Genomic DNA, 13,080 nt, shown 5'->3' with positions numbered 1-13,080 from the left:
CCCCGCGAGCGAGCCTTGAAGAAACTCCTGGATCGACTCAAGCGCGGCAACGGCGCCTCGTCGGGGCGCGGCGGCACCGACGAAGGGCCTGCCTCCGACGACGGCTACTTCTCCACCCAGTTCAACGACCGTGGCGACGACGTGCAGCTCGCCACCTGGGCCGACCGCGCCAAGCAGGTCGGCGCACAGCCGCTGGAGCGCAAGCAGGCCGAGCCGCTCTTCGCCAAGCTCTGGGGCGCAGACCGCTACGTGGCGGCGCTGAGTTCCGACGAACTCCTGCGCATGAGCCAGTACCTGCAGTTCGTCACTGTGCCGGTCAACCAGGAAGTGATCGGGCAGGACGAGCAGGGCGACTACATGCTGATCGTGCTCGAGGGCACGCTGGCGGTCGACCGCGTGCAACCCTGGGGCGGGCGGGCCCGCTTGGCGGAAGCGCGCGCCGGTGACATGCTCGGCGAGATGTCATTGCTTGACGCCGGCACCCGTTTTTCCGCCTGCACGACCCTCACGCCGTGCACGCTGGCGGTGGTCGACGCGCAGCGCCTGGATGAGATGATCATGTTCGAGCCGCGTCTTGGCCTGGCCCTTTTGGCCTCGCTGTCGCGGCGCCTGTCGCTGCGCCTGCGGCAGGTGAGTGCGCGCCTGAGTGCTCTGTTGTCGAGCAACTGACCGCCTTGCAGTAAGAGAAGGAAGAGAGACACCATGGAAAGAGACCAGGCATCGAAATTCGTCAACGACCTGCTGCGGCTGATGATCTCCCGCAACGGCTCCGACCTCTTCCTCACCGCCGACTTCCCGCCTGCGATCAAGGTCGACGGCAAGATCACCAAGGTGTCGCCGCAGCCGCTGACCAGCCAGCACACGCTCGCGCTGACCCGCTCGGTGATGAACGACAAGCAGGCGGCCGAGTTCGAGCGCACGAAAGAGTGCAACTTCGCGATCTCGCCCCAAGGCATCGGCCGCTTCCGCGTCAACGCCTTCGTGCAGCAGGGGCATGTGGGCCTGGTGCTGCGGACGATTCCGCAGACGCTGCCCACCATCGACAGTCTCAACCTGCCGCAGGTGCTGAAAGACGTGACCATGACCAAGCGCGGGTTGGTCATCTTCGTTGGTGCCACCGGCTCGGGCAAGAGCACCTCGCTTGCGGCCATGATCGACTACCGCAACGAGAACTCCTATGGCCACATCATCACGATCGAAGACCCGGTGGAGTTCGTGCATCCGCACAAGAACTGCATCGTCACGCAGCGTGAAGTGGGCCTCGACACCGAGGACTGGGGCGCGGCCCTGAAGAACACGCTGCGCCAGGCGCCCGACGTGATCCTGATGGGCGAGATCCGCGACCGCGAGACGATGGAGCACGCGGTGGCCTTCGCCGAGACCGGCCACCTGTGCATGGCCACCCTGCACGCCAACAGCGCCAACCAGGCACTTGACCGCATCATCAACTTCTTCCCCGAAGAGCGTCGCGCTCAGCTGCTGATGGACTTGTCGCTCAACCTGAAGGGGCTGATCTCGCAGCGCCTCCTGCCGCGCCAGGAAGGCCGAGGCCGCATTGCGGCGGTCGAAATCCTGCTCAACACGCCGCTGATTTCCGACCTGATCTTCAAGGGCGAGGTGGCCGAGATCAAGGAAATCATGAAGAAGAGCCGTGAGCTGGGCATGCAGACCTTCGACCAGGCGCTCTTCGACCTCTACGAGAACCATCTCGTGACCTACGAAGACGCGCTGCGCAACGCCGACTCGGTGAACGACCTGCGGCTGCAGATCAAGCTGCACAGCAACCGGGCCCGGAGTTCCGACCTTTCCGCCGGCACCGAACACCTCACGATTGTTTGATTGGCCCCCCAGTCGCTTCGCTCCTGCCCCCGAGGGGCGCCACCCCAGGGGCCCGGCAAAGCCGGTTCCCCGGGGCGTTGCTTGAACTAAGCGTCGCTTCGCTTGCTTGAAGGGCACCCGATGAACACGAAAACCTACGAACCCGTTCCACCGCGGAAGGTGGCGTTTCTGGGCCTCGGCGTGATGGGCTATCCGATGGCCGGGCACCTGAAGCGCGCCGGCCATGAGGTGGTGGTCTACAACCGCACGGCGGCCAAGGCGGCGCAGTGGGTGGGCGAATACGGCGGTTCCAGCGATTCGACGCCCGAGGCAGCGGCCAAAGGTGCCGACATCGTGTTCGCCTGTGTCGGCAACGACGACGACCTGCGTGCGGTGACGGTTGGCGAGCGCGGCGCCTTCGACGGCATGAAGGAAGGCGCGGTCTTCGTCGACCACACGACGGCCTCGGCCGAAGTCGCGCGTGAGTTGAGCGCAGAAGCGACGTCGCGCGGCCTGCAGTTCATCGACGCGCCGGTGTCGGGCGGCAACCTGGGCGCGATCAACGGCGCGCTCACCGTGATGTGCGGCGGTGATGCCCAGGCGTTCGCGACCATCCAGCCGGTGGCAATGGCGTTCTCAAAGGCGGTGACGCTCCTGGGCGAGAGCGGCTCGGGCCAGCTCGCGAAGATGGTCAACCAGATCTGCATCGCCGGCCTGGTGCAAGGCCTGGCCGAAGCGATTGCCTTCGGCCAGAAGGCCGGACTCGACATGAAGGCCGTGCTCGGTGTGATCGGCAAGGGCGCCGCGCAGAGCTGGCAGATGGACAACCGCGGCCCGACGATGATCGACGGCAAGTTCGACTTCGGCTTCGCGGTCGACTGGATGCGCAAGGACCTCGGCCTGGTGCTCGAAGAAGCCCGGCGCAACGGCGCGCGGCTCCCGGTCACGGCGCTGGTCGACCAGTTCTACGCCGACGTCCAAGCCCAAGGCGGCCAGCGCTGGGACACTTCAAGCCTGATCAAGCGTCTGACCTGACAGCGAGCAACGCGACGCTGACATCAAGCAACGCCCCGGGGAACCGGCTTTGCCGGGCCCCTGGGGTGGCGCCCCTTGGGGGCAGGAGCGCAGCGACTGGGGGGCTCTACCTGGCCGCAGCGGACTTCGGCACAGCCTTGGGGTCGATCTCGGCCAACTCGGCGTCGGTCACGATCTCGAGCACCTTCACCACCTTCTGCACACCGCTGATGCTGCGGGTGAGGTCGGCGGCGCGTTCGGCTTCACGCTCGGTCACGCGGCCCATCAGGTAGACGATGCCGCGCTCGGTGAACACCTTGAACGCGTTGGCGCTGATGTCGCCGGCGTCGACCAGTGTGGCCTTGACCTTGGTCGTGACGAGCGCATCGTTCGAGCGCTGGCTGAGCGAACTGGCGGTCATCACCGCGAGTTCGTTGACCACCGACTTCACGTTGTCGATGCGCGCGAGCGCTTGCTCGATGTTGGCGCGGTCGGTGTCGGTCGGGACTTCGCCGGTCAACAGCAGCAGGCGGTTGTAGCTCGTCGCGTTGACGTGGCCGCGGTCGCCGAGCAGGTCGCGGATGCGGCTGTTGGCCTTGATCTCGATGGCCTGGTCGTCCAGCTGGGTGCCCGAGCTGCGGCGATCGGTGGCGAGCAGCGAGCCGCCGACGACGGCGCCGCCGACGAGCAGCGCGGCGCAGCCCGACAGGGCGGTGGTAGCGGCCAGCATGCCGATGATGAGAGTGCTGCGAAATGGCGCTGCGCGGGTGGGCAAGCGGGTCATGTGTTTTCCTGTTCTCCGAGCAATTGCAGGTCTACCGCATCGCACAGGCAATGCAGCGCGAGGATGTGCACTTCCTGGATGCGTGCGGTGCGGTCGTGCGGCACGCAGATGTGGACATCGGTTTCGGTCAGCAGTTCGCCGAGCTTGCCGCCGCCGTGGCCGGTCAGCGCGACCACCGTCATCTCTTTGGCGTGCGCCGCCTCCACCGCGGCCAGTACGTTGGCCGAGTTGCCGCTGGTGGTGATGGCGAGCAGCACGTCACCCGGGGCGCCGAGCGCCTGCACCTGCTTGGAGAAGATGTCGGTGAAGCTGTAGTCGTTGCCGACGGCTGTCAGGATGGAGCTGTCGGTGGTCAGCGCGATCGCGGCGAGGCCGGGCCGTTCGCGCTCGAAGCGGCCGATGAACTCGGCGGCGAAGTGCTGGGCGTCGCTGGCCGAGCCGCCGTTCCCGCAGGCCAGCACCTTGCCCCCGGCGGTGATGCAGCCGACGACCGCGTTGACCGCATCGGCAATCGGGCGCGACAGGATCTCAGCGGCCGCGTACTTGAGGTCGGCGCTGTCGAAAAACTGCTGTTGGATGCGTTGTTCCAGCATGGGCACGGATGATATGACACGGGTTTTGCACAGCCGGTTCCAAAAGGTGTGTGAGCCGTGTCCTCACTCGGCAAAGAACGCGCCGCGCAACCACTCGAGCGAGTCGGCATCGATGGCCACCACGTCGAAGCGGCAGGGTGGAGACGTGGCGAGCCGGCGCAGGTAGTGCTTTGCGGCATAGATGACACGCGCCTGCTTGCCGTGCGTCACGCTCGCGGCCGCACCACCGTGGCTGCGGCTGTGCCGTGCGCGCACCTCGACGAAGACCAGCGTGCCGTCACGCTCACCCATGATGAGGTCGACTTCGCCGCCGCGCGCCCGCGGGCCGGCCGCCACTCGATAATTGCGCTCCATCAGCCGAAGTCCCTGCCGCAACAGGTGTTGCAGCGCGCGCTCTTCGGCCTCATCTCCCACTCCCTTGCGGGTCTTTCCAACCGTGGCCATCGCTCCCTCTTTGATGCTGCAGGCCGCCCAGGCCGCGGCCGGCGCGCAGCAGTATCCCGCAGGGGCGCTGTATGTCGTGGCAACACCCATCGGCAACCTCGCCGACCTGAGCCTGCGTGCCATCCATGTGCTGTCGCTGGTCGACGCGGTGGCCTGTGAAGACACACGGCACAGCGCGAGCCTGCTGCGCCACCTCGGCGTCGACAAGCCCTTGCTCGCCGTGCACGAGCACAACGAGCGCGAAGCCGCCGGCGAAGTGCTCGCGCGGCTGGCCCGCGGTGAGCGCGTGGCGTACGTGAGCGATGCCGGCACGCCGGCGGTGAGCGACCCCGGCGCGGCGCTCGTGGCCGCCGTCACGGCGGCGGGTCGGCGGTGCCTGCCCCTGCCCGGCGCCAGTGCAGCGCTCGCGGCGATGTGCGTCGCGGGGGATGTGGTGGGACAGGGCTTCGTCTTCGTCGGCTTCCTGCCCGCGAAGGGCGGGGAGCGCACGCAAGCTCTGGAGGCCGTGGCGGCGCGGGCCGAGACACAGGTGCTGTTCGAGGCGCCCCATCGCATCGAGGCCTTGCTGCGCGGGTTGGCGGAGCACTGCCCGCAGCGGCGTGTCACCGTGTGCCGCGAACTCACCAAGCAGTTCGAGGCGGTCGATACGCGATTCGCGGTCGAGTTGCCGGGTTGGCTCGCCGAAGACGCCAACCGCTCGCGCGGCGAGTTCGTGCTGGTGCTGCACGCGCTGGCGCCAGCGGACGAGCCCGGCGGCGCCGATGCACACGACAAGACCTTGCGTGTGCTGATGGCCGAGCTTCCGCTCAAGCAGGCGGTGGCCCTGGCGGCCGAGCTGACCGGTGCGCCGCGCAACGCGCTCTACGCGCGTGCGCTGGTGCTGAAAGCGCAAGCGGGCGACTGAGGCCCGCCGCGCCTGCGCGTCACGGCTTGGCCGTTTGCGCGTCGTGCTTCTGCTTGGCGATGTTGGCGCTGGCGCGATCCTGCTTGCGCTCCAGCCGTGCGCGCTCGGCGCGGGTCACCTTGCCGTCGGCTTTGGCGTTGGCTTCGGCCGCATTGATGCGGGCCTGTTGCTGCTCGAGCCGGTAGGTTTCCTTCGCATTCAGCTGACCGGAGGCCACGCCGTTCTGGATGCGCGTGTCCTGGTTCGCTTCGCGTTTGTCGGCGCGCAGGGTGGCGGGCGCCGAAGCGGCCTGTGCGAAAGCGCCGAGGCTGGCGAGGGTGAGGGTGGTGGCCAATGCCACGGTCTTGAGCTTCATCATGTTGGATCTCCTAAGGGTTGTCGAAGGGGGGTGTGCCGCACAGGGCTCACAACGGCGCCGCATCCGTGGTGGCCGACAACCCGCCGGGTAAAGAACTGTGAAAGCGATCGGGCGTGTGGCACCCGTGCAAGGCAGGGTCTTTGCCCAAGCCTGCGACATGACCCCCTCCTACAATGACTTCATGATCTCGCGCGAACCCACCCTGGAGCGCCTGGCCACGGCCAGGTCCTTGTTGCTGGAACCCTTCGGGCTCACGGATGCGACGCTGTCGAAGGCGCTCGCGACCATCGCCGAGCACCGCATCGACGACGCCGACCTCTACTTTCAGTACACGCGCAGCGAAGGCTGGAGCCTGGAAGAAGGCATCGTGAAGTCGGGCAGCTTCGGCATCGACCAGGGTGTGGGCGTGCGGGCGGTGGCGGGCGAGAAGACCGCCTTCGCCTACTCCGACGACATCTCCGAAGCGGCCCTGCTCGATGCCGCACAGACTGTGCGCACCATCGCCGCCGCTGGCCAGAGCAAGACGGTGAAGATCACCGGCCACCACCGCATCGCCGAGAGTCGCAAGCTCTACGCGCCGATGGACCCGATCGCCACGCTCGACAGCACGCAGAAGGTCGCGCTGCTGGAGAAGGTGGAAAAGCTTGCCCGCGCTAAGGACCCGCGCGTCAAGCAGGTGATGGCCGGCGTCGCTGCCGAGTACGACGTGGTGCTGGTGGCGCGTGCCGATGGCACGCTCGCGGCCGACGTGCGCCCGCTGGTGCGTCTGTCGGTCACCGTGATCGCCGAGCAGACGATCGCGGGCCAGGTGCGCCGCGAGGTGGGCAGTGGCGGCGGAGGCGGGCGCTTCGGCCTCGGCTACTTCCATGACAGCGTGATCGAGAGCTATGTGGACGACGCGGTCAAGGCCGCCTTGACCAACCTCGAAGCCCGCCCCGCCAAGGCCGGCGAGATGAGCGTGGTGCTCGGCCCCGGCTGGCCCGGGGTGCTGCTGCACGAAGCCATCGGCCACGGCCTGGAAGGCGACTTCAACCGCAAGGGGTCGAGTGCCTTCAGCGGCCGCATCGGCCAGCGTGTGGCCGCCAAGGGGGTGACGGTGCTCGACGACGGCACCATCCCCGATCGCCGCGGCTCGCTCAACGTCGACGACGAAGGCAACCCGAGCCAGCGCAATGTGTTGATCGAAGACGGCATCCTGAAGGGCTACATCCAGGACTCGATGAACGCCCGCCTGATGGGCGTCGCACCCACAGGCAATGGCCGGCGCGAAAGCTATGCCGCCGTGCCGATGCCGCGCATGACCAACACCTACATGCTGGGCGGCGACAAGACCAAAGAGGAAATCATCGCCGGCCTGAAGCGCGGCCTCTACGCCACCAACTTCGGCGGCGGGCAGGTCGACATCACCAGCGGCAAGTTCGTGTTCTCGGCGTCAGAGGCCTTCTGGGTCGAGAACGGCAAGATCCAGTACCCGGTGAAGGGTGCCACCATCATCGGCAACGGCCCCGACGCGCTCACGCGCGTGAGCATGATCGGCAACGACATGAAGCTCGACACTGGCGTGGGGGTCTGCGGCAAGGAAGGGCAGAGCGTGCCGGTGGGCGTCGGCCAGCCGACGCTGCGCATCGACCGGCTGACAGTGGGCGGGACCGAGTAAGGCCCTGTGCTTGTGGCGATCAGCGGCCGCCGGCCACCACGATCGGGGCTGGGCGCACTGCGGGCAGGCTGACCGCGAACTCCGCGTTGTCGACCACCAGGCCATCGGCCGCGGCGATGCGGGCCACCACCGATTCCTGCAGCTGGGCGCTGATCAAACCATCGGCCTCGACCAGCTGGGCCACGGCGTATTCGGCCGCGGCGGCGCGCATGTCGTTGGTGATCAAGCCATCGGCCTGGGCCATCAGGGCGATGTCGCGCTGGTCGAGCCAGTTCTGCAGCTGCACGGCGACCTGGGCATCGGAGGCGGCGGCTTCGCGGGCGGCGCTCAGCTGGGCCTCATCGCTCGCGACACTGGCGGTGGCCAGGCTGAGCGTTGCCAGGGCCAGGCTGAAGCGGCGGAAGAAGGCGGTGCGGTTCATGTCGGTTCCCTCGTGAGAGTTCAAGCTGTTGTGGACCGGCCGGCCACACCCCGGTGGGTGCGCCATGAGGTGAAACCATGCTATGGACCCCCTGGTTCGCGGGATAGGAACTAGCGCACGCCGCACAATTCGTTACCACTTGCTCACGTTCATCGAAAACGCCAAGTCGTCGAAAACTGCGCGCTTGACGGACCGGCCAGTGCCCGTGCTACATTGCGCGCCATGCGTTCCGCCAGCTTTTTCTTTGCCTACTTTTGGTTCTCGCACCGCACCGGCGGAGGAGAGGCAAGCGCGTAGGTCACCCGAACGCAACCGCTCACCAAACCGCCGGAACCTCCGGCGGTTTTTTTGCCCCCATCCACATCGGCCACAACAGCCACCACGAACGAGGAGAACTCGAATGAACGCCAAGTCCAGCAGCGCCGCGGAGGGTTGGTATGCGCCCGTCGACAAGACCGGCCAGACCGACGACGAAAGGATCAAGGACGTGACCCCTCTGCCGCCCCCCGAGCACCTGGTGCGCTTCTTCCCCATTCGTGGCACCGCCGCTGAATCGCTGATCGCCGAGACGCGCCAGCGTGTGCGCAACATCATGTCGGGCAAGGACGACCGCCTGCTCGTCATCATCGGCCCCTGCTCCATCCACGACCCGGCCGCCGCCGTCGACTACGCGCGCCGCCTGAAGGAGCAACGCGAGAAGTACGCCGACACGCTGGAGATCGTGATGCGCGTCTACTTCGAAAAGCCACGCACCACGGTCGGCTGGAAGGGCCTCATCAACGACCCCTACCTCGACGAGAGCTACCGCATCGACGAAGGCCTGCGCATCGCCCGCCAGCTGCTGACCGAGATCAACCGCCTGGGTGTGCCCGCGGGCAGCGAGTTCCTCGACGTGATCTCGCCGCAGTACATCGGCGACCTCATCAGCTGGGGCGCGATCGGTGCGCGCACCACCGAGAGCCAGGTGCACCGCGAGCTGGCCTCGGGCCTGTCGGCGCCGATCGGCTTCAAGAACGGCACCGACGGCAACATCCGCATCGCGACCGATGCGATCCAGGCCGCGGCCCGCCCGCACCACTTCCTGTCGGTGCACAAGAACGGCCAGGTGGCCATCGTCGAGACCAAGGGCAACAAGGACTGCCACGTGATCCTGCGTGGCGGCAAGACCCCCAACTACGACGCGACCAACGTCGAAGCGGCCTGCAAGGACCTCGAAGCCGCCAAGCTGCCCGGCACGCTGATGGTCGACTGCTCGCATGCCAACAGCAGCAAGCAGCACGAGCGCCAGCTCGACGTGGCGAAAGACATCGCCTCGCAGATTGCGCACGGTTCGCGTCGCATCTTCGGGGTGATGGTCGAGAGCCACCTCAAGTCGGGTGCGCAGAAGTTCAGTGCCGGCAAGGACGACCCGGCCAAGCTGACCTACGGCCAGAGCATCACCGATGCCTGCCTCGGCTGGGACGATTCACTCGAAGTGCTGAACGTGCTCAGCAGCGCGGTTAAAGCGCGGCGAGGCTGAAGGAGAAAGCGTCTACTCGGAGTCGCGGGCCAGCCGCTCGCTCTTCCAGTAGACGTCGTCGCCGCCCAGCCCGTCGAGGTTGGCGCGGTTGAGCACGCGGGCCAGCACGAAGAGCAGGTCACTCAGGCGGTTGAGGTACTGGCGCGGCTCGGGCCGCACCGCCTCGCTCGCCGCGAGCGAGACCACCGAGCGCTCGGCGCGCCGCGCCACCGTGCGGCACACATGCGCGATCGAAGCGCTGCGCGTGCCGGCCGGGAGGATGAACTCCTTCAGGCGCGGCAGCGTGGCGTTGTAGTGCGCCAGCGCCTCGTCGAGCCGCAGCACCGCCTCGGCTTTCAAGAGCTTCGTAGCCGGGGATCGACATCTCGCCGCCCAGGTTGAAGAGCTCGTGCTGGATCACCACCAAGAGTTCGCGCACATCGTCGGGCAGTGGCTCGGCGAGCAGCACGCCGATGTGCGAGTTGAGCTCGTCCACATCGCCCAATGCGGCGATCCGAAAGTGGGTTTTAGGCACCCGCGTGCCGTCGCCGAGGCCGGTGGTGCCGTCGTCGCCGGTGCGGGTGGCGATCTGGGTGAGGCGGTTGGCCATGCTTACTGCTGCTGTGCAGCCTTGGCGCGCTCGGTGTAGCCCTGGTAGGCCGGCAGGGCGATGGCGGCGAGGATGCCGATGACGAAGATGACGGGCAGCATCCAGGCGAGGATGTTCACGCCGGTTGAGTTGGGTGGCGGGGGCGGGCCATAGGCGTTGGCACCGGGCGTGCCGGCCTTGAAGACCCAGATCAGACCCACCAGGGGGATGAAGGCCAGGAGGCACATCCAGCCAGACCACCCCATGTCATGCGTGCGCTGGATCAGTGCGAAGACGATGAAGACCAGCATCGGCACGTAGCCGACCAGCATTGCGATGGTGGCGCCGGTTTCGCCCATGGTCGGTATGAGGATCGCCATGAGCACGCCCATCACGATCGCCATCAGGATGCTCGCGCCCATCGTCCACGCGATGTAACGCAGGCGGCCGATGCGGCCCTTGGCCGACCAATACTTCAATGCGCCGACCTCAGTCGAGGCGGGGTGCACATCGGACACTTCCGCGCGGGGCGGGTTGAACGGGTTGTTGACGGCTGACATGGTGGTTCCTCCTCTGGATTGAATGAATGTGCAGGCCGTGACGAGCACGGCGCCGGGCATGGTAGCCAGCGGGTCGGGCTACAGCAACCCGGCGCGCTTGACCGCGTGGTAACGGTTGACCAGCGCCACCGCCAACGCGTCGGGCTCCACGTCGACCGACAGCGCATCGTGGCCGGTCGTGCGCGCAAAGGCGTCGCTGCGCGCCTGGGTGAAGAGATGGGCAGTCGCCACTTCGATCGCGTGGCGGTCGGCCACGATCGGCTGCGTGGCCAGCTCGCGCAGCACCCGCTCGCGCAGGCTGGCCACCAGCACCAGGTGGCGGCTGCGCAGCAGCTTGAGCGCGGGCGTCAGCTCGGCGGCGTCTTCGTCGCGGAAGTTGGTGAGCATGATGACCAGCGCCCGCTTGGGCTGCACCTTGAGCAGCTCTTCGGCCGCGGCCAGGTAATCGGAATGGGTCGCGCTCGGTTCCACGTCGTAGAGCTGCGCCATCAGTGCGTTGAGCGTGGCGCTGCCCTTGCGCGGCGCGAAGCGGCGGCCCTGGCCCGGCGCATGGCCGAAGGTGACCGCGCCCACTTCGTCGCCTTCCTTCAGCGCCACGTAGCTCAGGAGCATCAGCGCGTTCAGCGCCTGGTCGAAGTGGCTGCCGTCGCGGCTGCCGAGGTGTCCCTCGTCGGCGCGCATGCGCCGGCCGCAGTCGAGCAGGAAGATCACCCGCTGGTCACGCTCGTCCTGGAACTCGCGCACGATGGGCTTGCCGTGGCGCAGCGTCGCCTTCCAGTCGATGTGGCGGATGGGGTTGCCGGGGCGGTAGTCGGCGAGCTGCTTGAAGTCGGTGCCCATGCCGCGCTTCGGGTAGGTCTTGATGCCGATGCTGGCCAGGCGCCGGTCTCCGGCCAGCCAGGCATAACGCGCAACCGCCGCGAAGTTGGGGTAGACGTGCAGGCGTTGCGCGTTGCCCACCGTGCGCAGCAGCTCGACGCTGCCGCCGCGCGAGCGCAGGCGCAGCTGCGTGGCGCCCAGTTGGACCGGGCCACGCCGTTGCGGTGTCACGCTGTACTGCAGTTCGAGTTTCTTGCGCGCCGGCAGCGTCACCCGCTGCGGCAGGCCGTCGAAGCTGAGCTGCGGGTCGACTTCGTCGAAGACCGCGACCTTCCAGCGCACAGCGCTGTCGTTCACCAGCGTGAGCTTGAGCACCCGCGGCACACCGAGCGCCAGCGCGTCGGGCAAGGCGCGCACGGTGCGCAGCGGCGTGCGCCGCCACGCACGCAGCGTGAGCCAGACGTCGAGTGCGACCCACACCGCCGCCACGCCCGCCAGCCCCGCGCAGGCCCAGGTCACCACGTCGAGCGGCGCCCCGAGCAGCAGCGCCGCCGCGCTCGCGAGCGCGGTGCCGGCCAGGGCCAGCACCGACGCGCGGCTGGGGATCAGGGCCAGCATGACGCTCAGAGCCGCGGCGCCTCGACGCTGTCGAGCACGCCGTCGAGCAGCTCACCGACGCTGCGCCCTTCGAGTTGCGCATCGGGCGCGAGCAGCACCCGGTGGCGCAGCGCGGGCAGGGCGTGCAGCTTGATGTCGTCGGGCGTCACGAAGTCGCGGTTCTGCATCAGCGCGGTGGCCCGCGCCGCGCGCACCAGCGCGATGGCGGCGCGCGGGCCGGCGCCGGTGGCCAGGCCCGGCCAGCTGCGGGTGGCGCGCACCAGGCGCACCGCATAGTCGATCACCTTGTCGTCGGTGCGGATGAAGGCCACCATGCGCTGCAGCGTGAGCACCGAGCGTTCGTCGACCCGCGCGGCCACGCCTTCGAGCGGGAACTGGTCGCCCGTCTGCTGCTCGGTTGTGCGCTTGACGATGGCCGTCTCTTCGTCGTGCGGCGGGTAGCCGATGTCGATCTTGAAGAGGAAGCGGTCGAGCTGCGCCTCGGGCAGCGGGTAGGTGCCTTCGGTGTCGATCGGGTTCTGCGTCGCCAGCACCATGAAGGGTCGCGGCAGTGCGTGGGTCTGTCCTTCGAGCGTGACCTGGTACTCCTGCATCACTTCGAGCAGCGAAGCCTGCGTCTTGGCCGGCGCGCGGTTGATCTCGTCGGCGAGCAGCAGGTTGGTGAACACCGGTCCGCGGTGCACCCGCAGCGTGCCGAGCGCGCCCGCGTCGCCGCCGCGTGCATCGAGCACCGCATGGCCGGTGATGTCGGAGGGCATCAGGTCGGGCGTGAACTGCACCCGGGCGTACTGCAGCGACATCGCCTTCGCCAGCGAGCGCACGAGCAGCGTCTTGCCGAGACCCGGCACGCCCTCGATCAGCACGTGGCCCGAGGCGACGAGCGCGACCAGGATCTGCCCGACCGCCTGCGATTGCCCGACCACCGCCTTGCCCACTTCGTTGCGCAGTTCGTTGAGCAGGCCGGCGGCACGCTCGATGTCCGTGGGTTTGAGTTGCATGGGAG

At 67.8% G+C, this 13,080-nt stretch carries 14 protein-coding genes and 1 pseudogene; 6 read left to right on the top strand and 9 right to left on the bottom strand.

The window, feature by feature from the left end; all coding sequences use genetic code 11:
* Window positions 1-15: 15 nt before the first annotated feature.
* The 3 genes from LRS03_RS16610 (at window position 16) to LRS03_RS16600 (ending at window position 2,853) form a co-directional block, all read left to right on the top strand.
* The gene (locus LRS03_RS16610; RefSeq protein ID WP_257826793.1) at window positions 16-669 is read left to right on the top strand and encodes a cyclic nucleotide-binding domain-containing protein; all 654 of its coding nucleotides are present in this window, start codon (window positions 16-18) and stop codon (window positions 667-669) included.
* A 33-nt stretch (window positions 670-702) separates the two neighbouring features.
* Window positions 703-1,839, top strand: a complete 1,137-nt coding sequence (locus LRS03_RS16605) for a PilT/PilU family type 4a pilus ATPase (RefSeq protein ID WP_257826791.1) — start codon at window positions 703-705, stop codon at window positions 1,837-1,839.
* Between the two features lie 120 nt (window positions 1,840-1,959).
* Window positions 1,960-2,853, top strand: coding sequence for an NAD(P)-dependent oxidoreductase (locus LRS03_RS16600; protein ID WP_257826789.1), 894 nt, complete (start codon window positions 1,960-1,962; stop codon window positions 2,851-2,853).
* Between the two features lie 106 nt (window positions 2,854-2,959).
* Here LRS03_RS16600 and LRS03_RS16595 read toward each other — a convergent pair whose 3' ends face one another.
* The 3 genes from LRS03_RS16595 to LRS03_RS16585 form a co-directional block, all read right to left on the bottom strand.
* The gene (locus LRS03_RS16595; protein WP_257826787.1) at window positions 2,960-3,616 is read right to left on the bottom strand and encodes a BON domain-containing protein; all 657 of its coding nucleotides are present in this window, start codon (window positions 3,614-3,616) and stop codon (window positions 2,960-2,962) included.
* Complete coding sequence (locus tag LRS03_RS16590; RefSeq protein WP_257826785.1) at window positions 3,613-4,209, bottom strand: phosphoheptose isomerase; 597 nt, start codon at window positions 4,207-4,209, stop codon at window positions 3,613-3,615. The genes LRS03_RS16595 and LRS03_RS16590 overlap by 4 nt, the downstream gene beginning before the upstream one ends.
* Window positions 4,210-4,272: 63 nt before the next feature.
* On the bottom strand, window positions 4,273-4,653 hold the full coding sequence (locus LRS03_RS16585) for a YraN family protein (RefSeq protein WP_257826783.1): 381 nt from the start codon (window positions 4,651-4,653) through the stop codon (window positions 4,273-4,275).
* A 13-nt stretch (window positions 4,654-4,666) separates the two neighbouring features.
* On the opposite strand from LRS03_RS16585, the gene rsmI reads away from it, so the two are divergent.
* On the top strand, window positions 4,667-5,557 hold the full coding sequence (gene rsmI, locus LRS03_RS16580; protein WP_257829586.1) for a 16S rRNA (cytidine(1402)-2'-O)-methyltransferase: 891 nt from the start codon (window positions 4,667-4,669) through the stop codon (window positions 5,555-5,557).
* 19 nt (window positions 5,558-5,576) lie between these two features.
* Here the strand turns inward: rsmI and LRS03_RS16575 are convergent, their stop codons facing one another.
* On the bottom strand, window positions 5,577-5,915 hold the full coding sequence (locus LRS03_RS16575; RefSeq protein ID WP_257826782.1) for a hypothetical protein: 339 nt from the start codon (window positions 5,913-5,915) through the stop codon (window positions 5,577-5,579).
* Between the two features lie 181 nt (window positions 5,916-6,096).
* Between LRS03_RS16575 and tldD the strand changes: the two genes are divergently transcribed.
* Entirely contained in the window at window positions 6,097-7,572 is a 1,476-nt protein-coding gene (tldD, locus tag LRS03_RS16570; RefSeq protein WP_257829584.1) for a metalloprotease TldD, read from the top strand.
* A 19-nt stretch (window positions 7,573-7,591) separates the two neighbouring features.
* Here the strand turns inward: tldD and LRS03_RS16565 are convergent, their stop codons facing one another.
* On the bottom strand, window positions 7,592-7,993 hold the full coding sequence (locus tag LRS03_RS16565) for a hypothetical protein (protein WP_257826781.1): 402 nt from the start codon (window positions 7,991-7,993) through the stop codon (window positions 7,592-7,594).
* 400 nt (window positions 7,994-8,393) lie between these two features.
* Here LRS03_RS16565 and LRS03_RS16560 point away from each other — a divergent pair, with 400 nt between their 5' ends.
* Complete coding sequence (locus LRS03_RS16560) at window positions 8,394-9,512, top strand: 3-deoxy-7-phosphoheptulonate synthase (RefSeq protein WP_257826780.1); 1,119 nt, start codon at window positions 8,394-8,396, stop codon at window positions 9,510-9,512.
* 12 nt (window positions 9,513-9,524) lie between these two features.
* Here the strand turns inward: LRS03_RS16560 and LRS03_RS16555 are convergent.
* The 4 genes and pseudogenes from LRS03_RS16555 to LRS03_RS16540 all read right to left on the bottom strand — a co-directional run bounded on the left by LRS03_RS16555 (window position 9,525) and on the right by LRS03_RS16540 (window position 13,075).
* Window positions 9,525-10,101: pseudogene (locus LRS03_RS16555) on the bottom strand (cob(I)yrinic acid a,c-diamide adenosyltransferase).
* A gap of 2 nt (window positions 10,102-10,103) precedes the next feature.
* Window positions 10,104-10,640 (bottom strand): DUF805 domain-containing protein, encoded by a 537-nt coding sequence (locus LRS03_RS16550; protein WP_257826778.1) that lies wholly within the window; start codon window positions 10,638-10,640, stop codon window positions 10,104-10,106.
* A gap of 78 nt (window positions 10,641-10,718) precedes the next feature.
* Window positions 10,719-12,077 (bottom strand): DUF58 domain-containing protein, encoded by a 1,359-nt coding sequence (locus LRS03_RS16545; RefSeq protein WP_257826777.1) that lies wholly within the window; start codon window positions 12,075-12,077, stop codon window positions 10,719-10,721.
* Between the two features lie 5 nt (window positions 12,078-12,082).
* Window positions 12,083-13,075 carry an AAA family ATPase gene (locus LRS03_RS16540; protein ID WP_257826776.1) on the bottom strand — a complete coding sequence of 331 codons (993 nt, stop codon included), beginning with the start codon at window positions 13,073-13,075 and terminating at the stop codon, window positions 12,083-12,085.
* Between the last annotated feature and the right edge of the window lie 5 nt (window positions 13,076-13,080).

The sequence above is a fragment of the Rhizobacter sp. J219 genome, assembly GCF_024700055.1.
In the GTDB taxonomy this organism is placed as follows: Bacteria; Pseudomonadota; Gammaproteobacteria; order Burkholderiales; family Burkholderiaceae_C; genus Rhizobacter.
Note: the sequence above shows the minus strand (reverse complement) of the source record. Positions and strands in the feature narration are given on the sequence as shown.

Bases quoted from the DNA above. Each gene is read 5' to 3' on its own strand.
- LRS03_RS16600 (WP_257826789.1), top strand. From the start codon at position 1,960: ATGAACACGAAAACCTACGAACCCGTTCCACCGCGGAAGGTGGCGTTT.
- LRS03_RS16595 (WP_257826787.1), bottom strand. From the start codon at position 3,616: ATGACCCGCTTGCCCACCCGCGCAGCGCCATTTCGCAGCACTCTCATC.
- rsmI (WP_257829586.1), top strand. From the start codon at position 4,667: ATGCTGCAGGCCGCCCAGGCCGCGGCCGGCGCGCAGCAGTATCCCGCA.
- tldD (WP_257829584.1), top strand. From the start codon at position 6,097: ATGATCTCGCGCGAACCCACCCTGGAGCGCCTGGCCACGGCCAGGTCC.
- LRS03_RS16590 (WP_257826785.1), bottom strand. From the start codon at position 4,209: ATGCTGGAACAACGCATCCAACAGCAGTTTTTCGACAGCGCCGACCTC.
- LRS03_RS16550 (WP_257826778.1), bottom strand. From the start codon at position 10,640: ATGTCAGCCGTCAACAACCCGTTCAACCCGCCCCGCGCGGAAGTGTCC.
- LRS03_RS16565 (WP_257826781.1), bottom strand. From the start codon at position 7,993: ATGAACCGCACCGCCTTCTTCCGCCGCTTCAGCCTGGCCCTGGCAACG.
- LRS03_RS16540 (WP_257826776.1), bottom strand. From the start codon at position 13,075: ATGCAACTCAAACCCACGGACATCGAGCGTGCCGCCGGCCTGCTCAAC.
- LRS03_RS16585 (WP_257826783.1), bottom strand. From the start codon at position 4,653: ATGGCCACGGTTGGAAAGACCCGCAAGGGAGTGGGAGATGAGGCCGAA.
- LRS03_RS16560 (WP_257826780.1), top strand. From the start codon at position 8,394: ATGAACGCCAAGTCCAGCAGCGCCGCGGAGGGTTGGTATGCGCCCGTC.
- LRS03_RS16575 (WP_257826782.1), bottom strand. From the start codon at position 5,915: ATGATGAAGCTCAAGACCGTGGCATTGGCCACCACCCTCACCCTCGCC.
- LRS03_RS16605 (WP_257826791.1), top strand. From the start codon at position 703: ATGGAAAGAGACCAGGCATCGAAATTCGTCAACGACCTGCTGCGGCTG.
- LRS03_RS16545 (WP_257826777.1), bottom strand. From the start codon at position 12,077: ATGCTGGCCCTGATCCCCAGCCGCGCGTCGGTGCTGGCCCTGGCCGGC.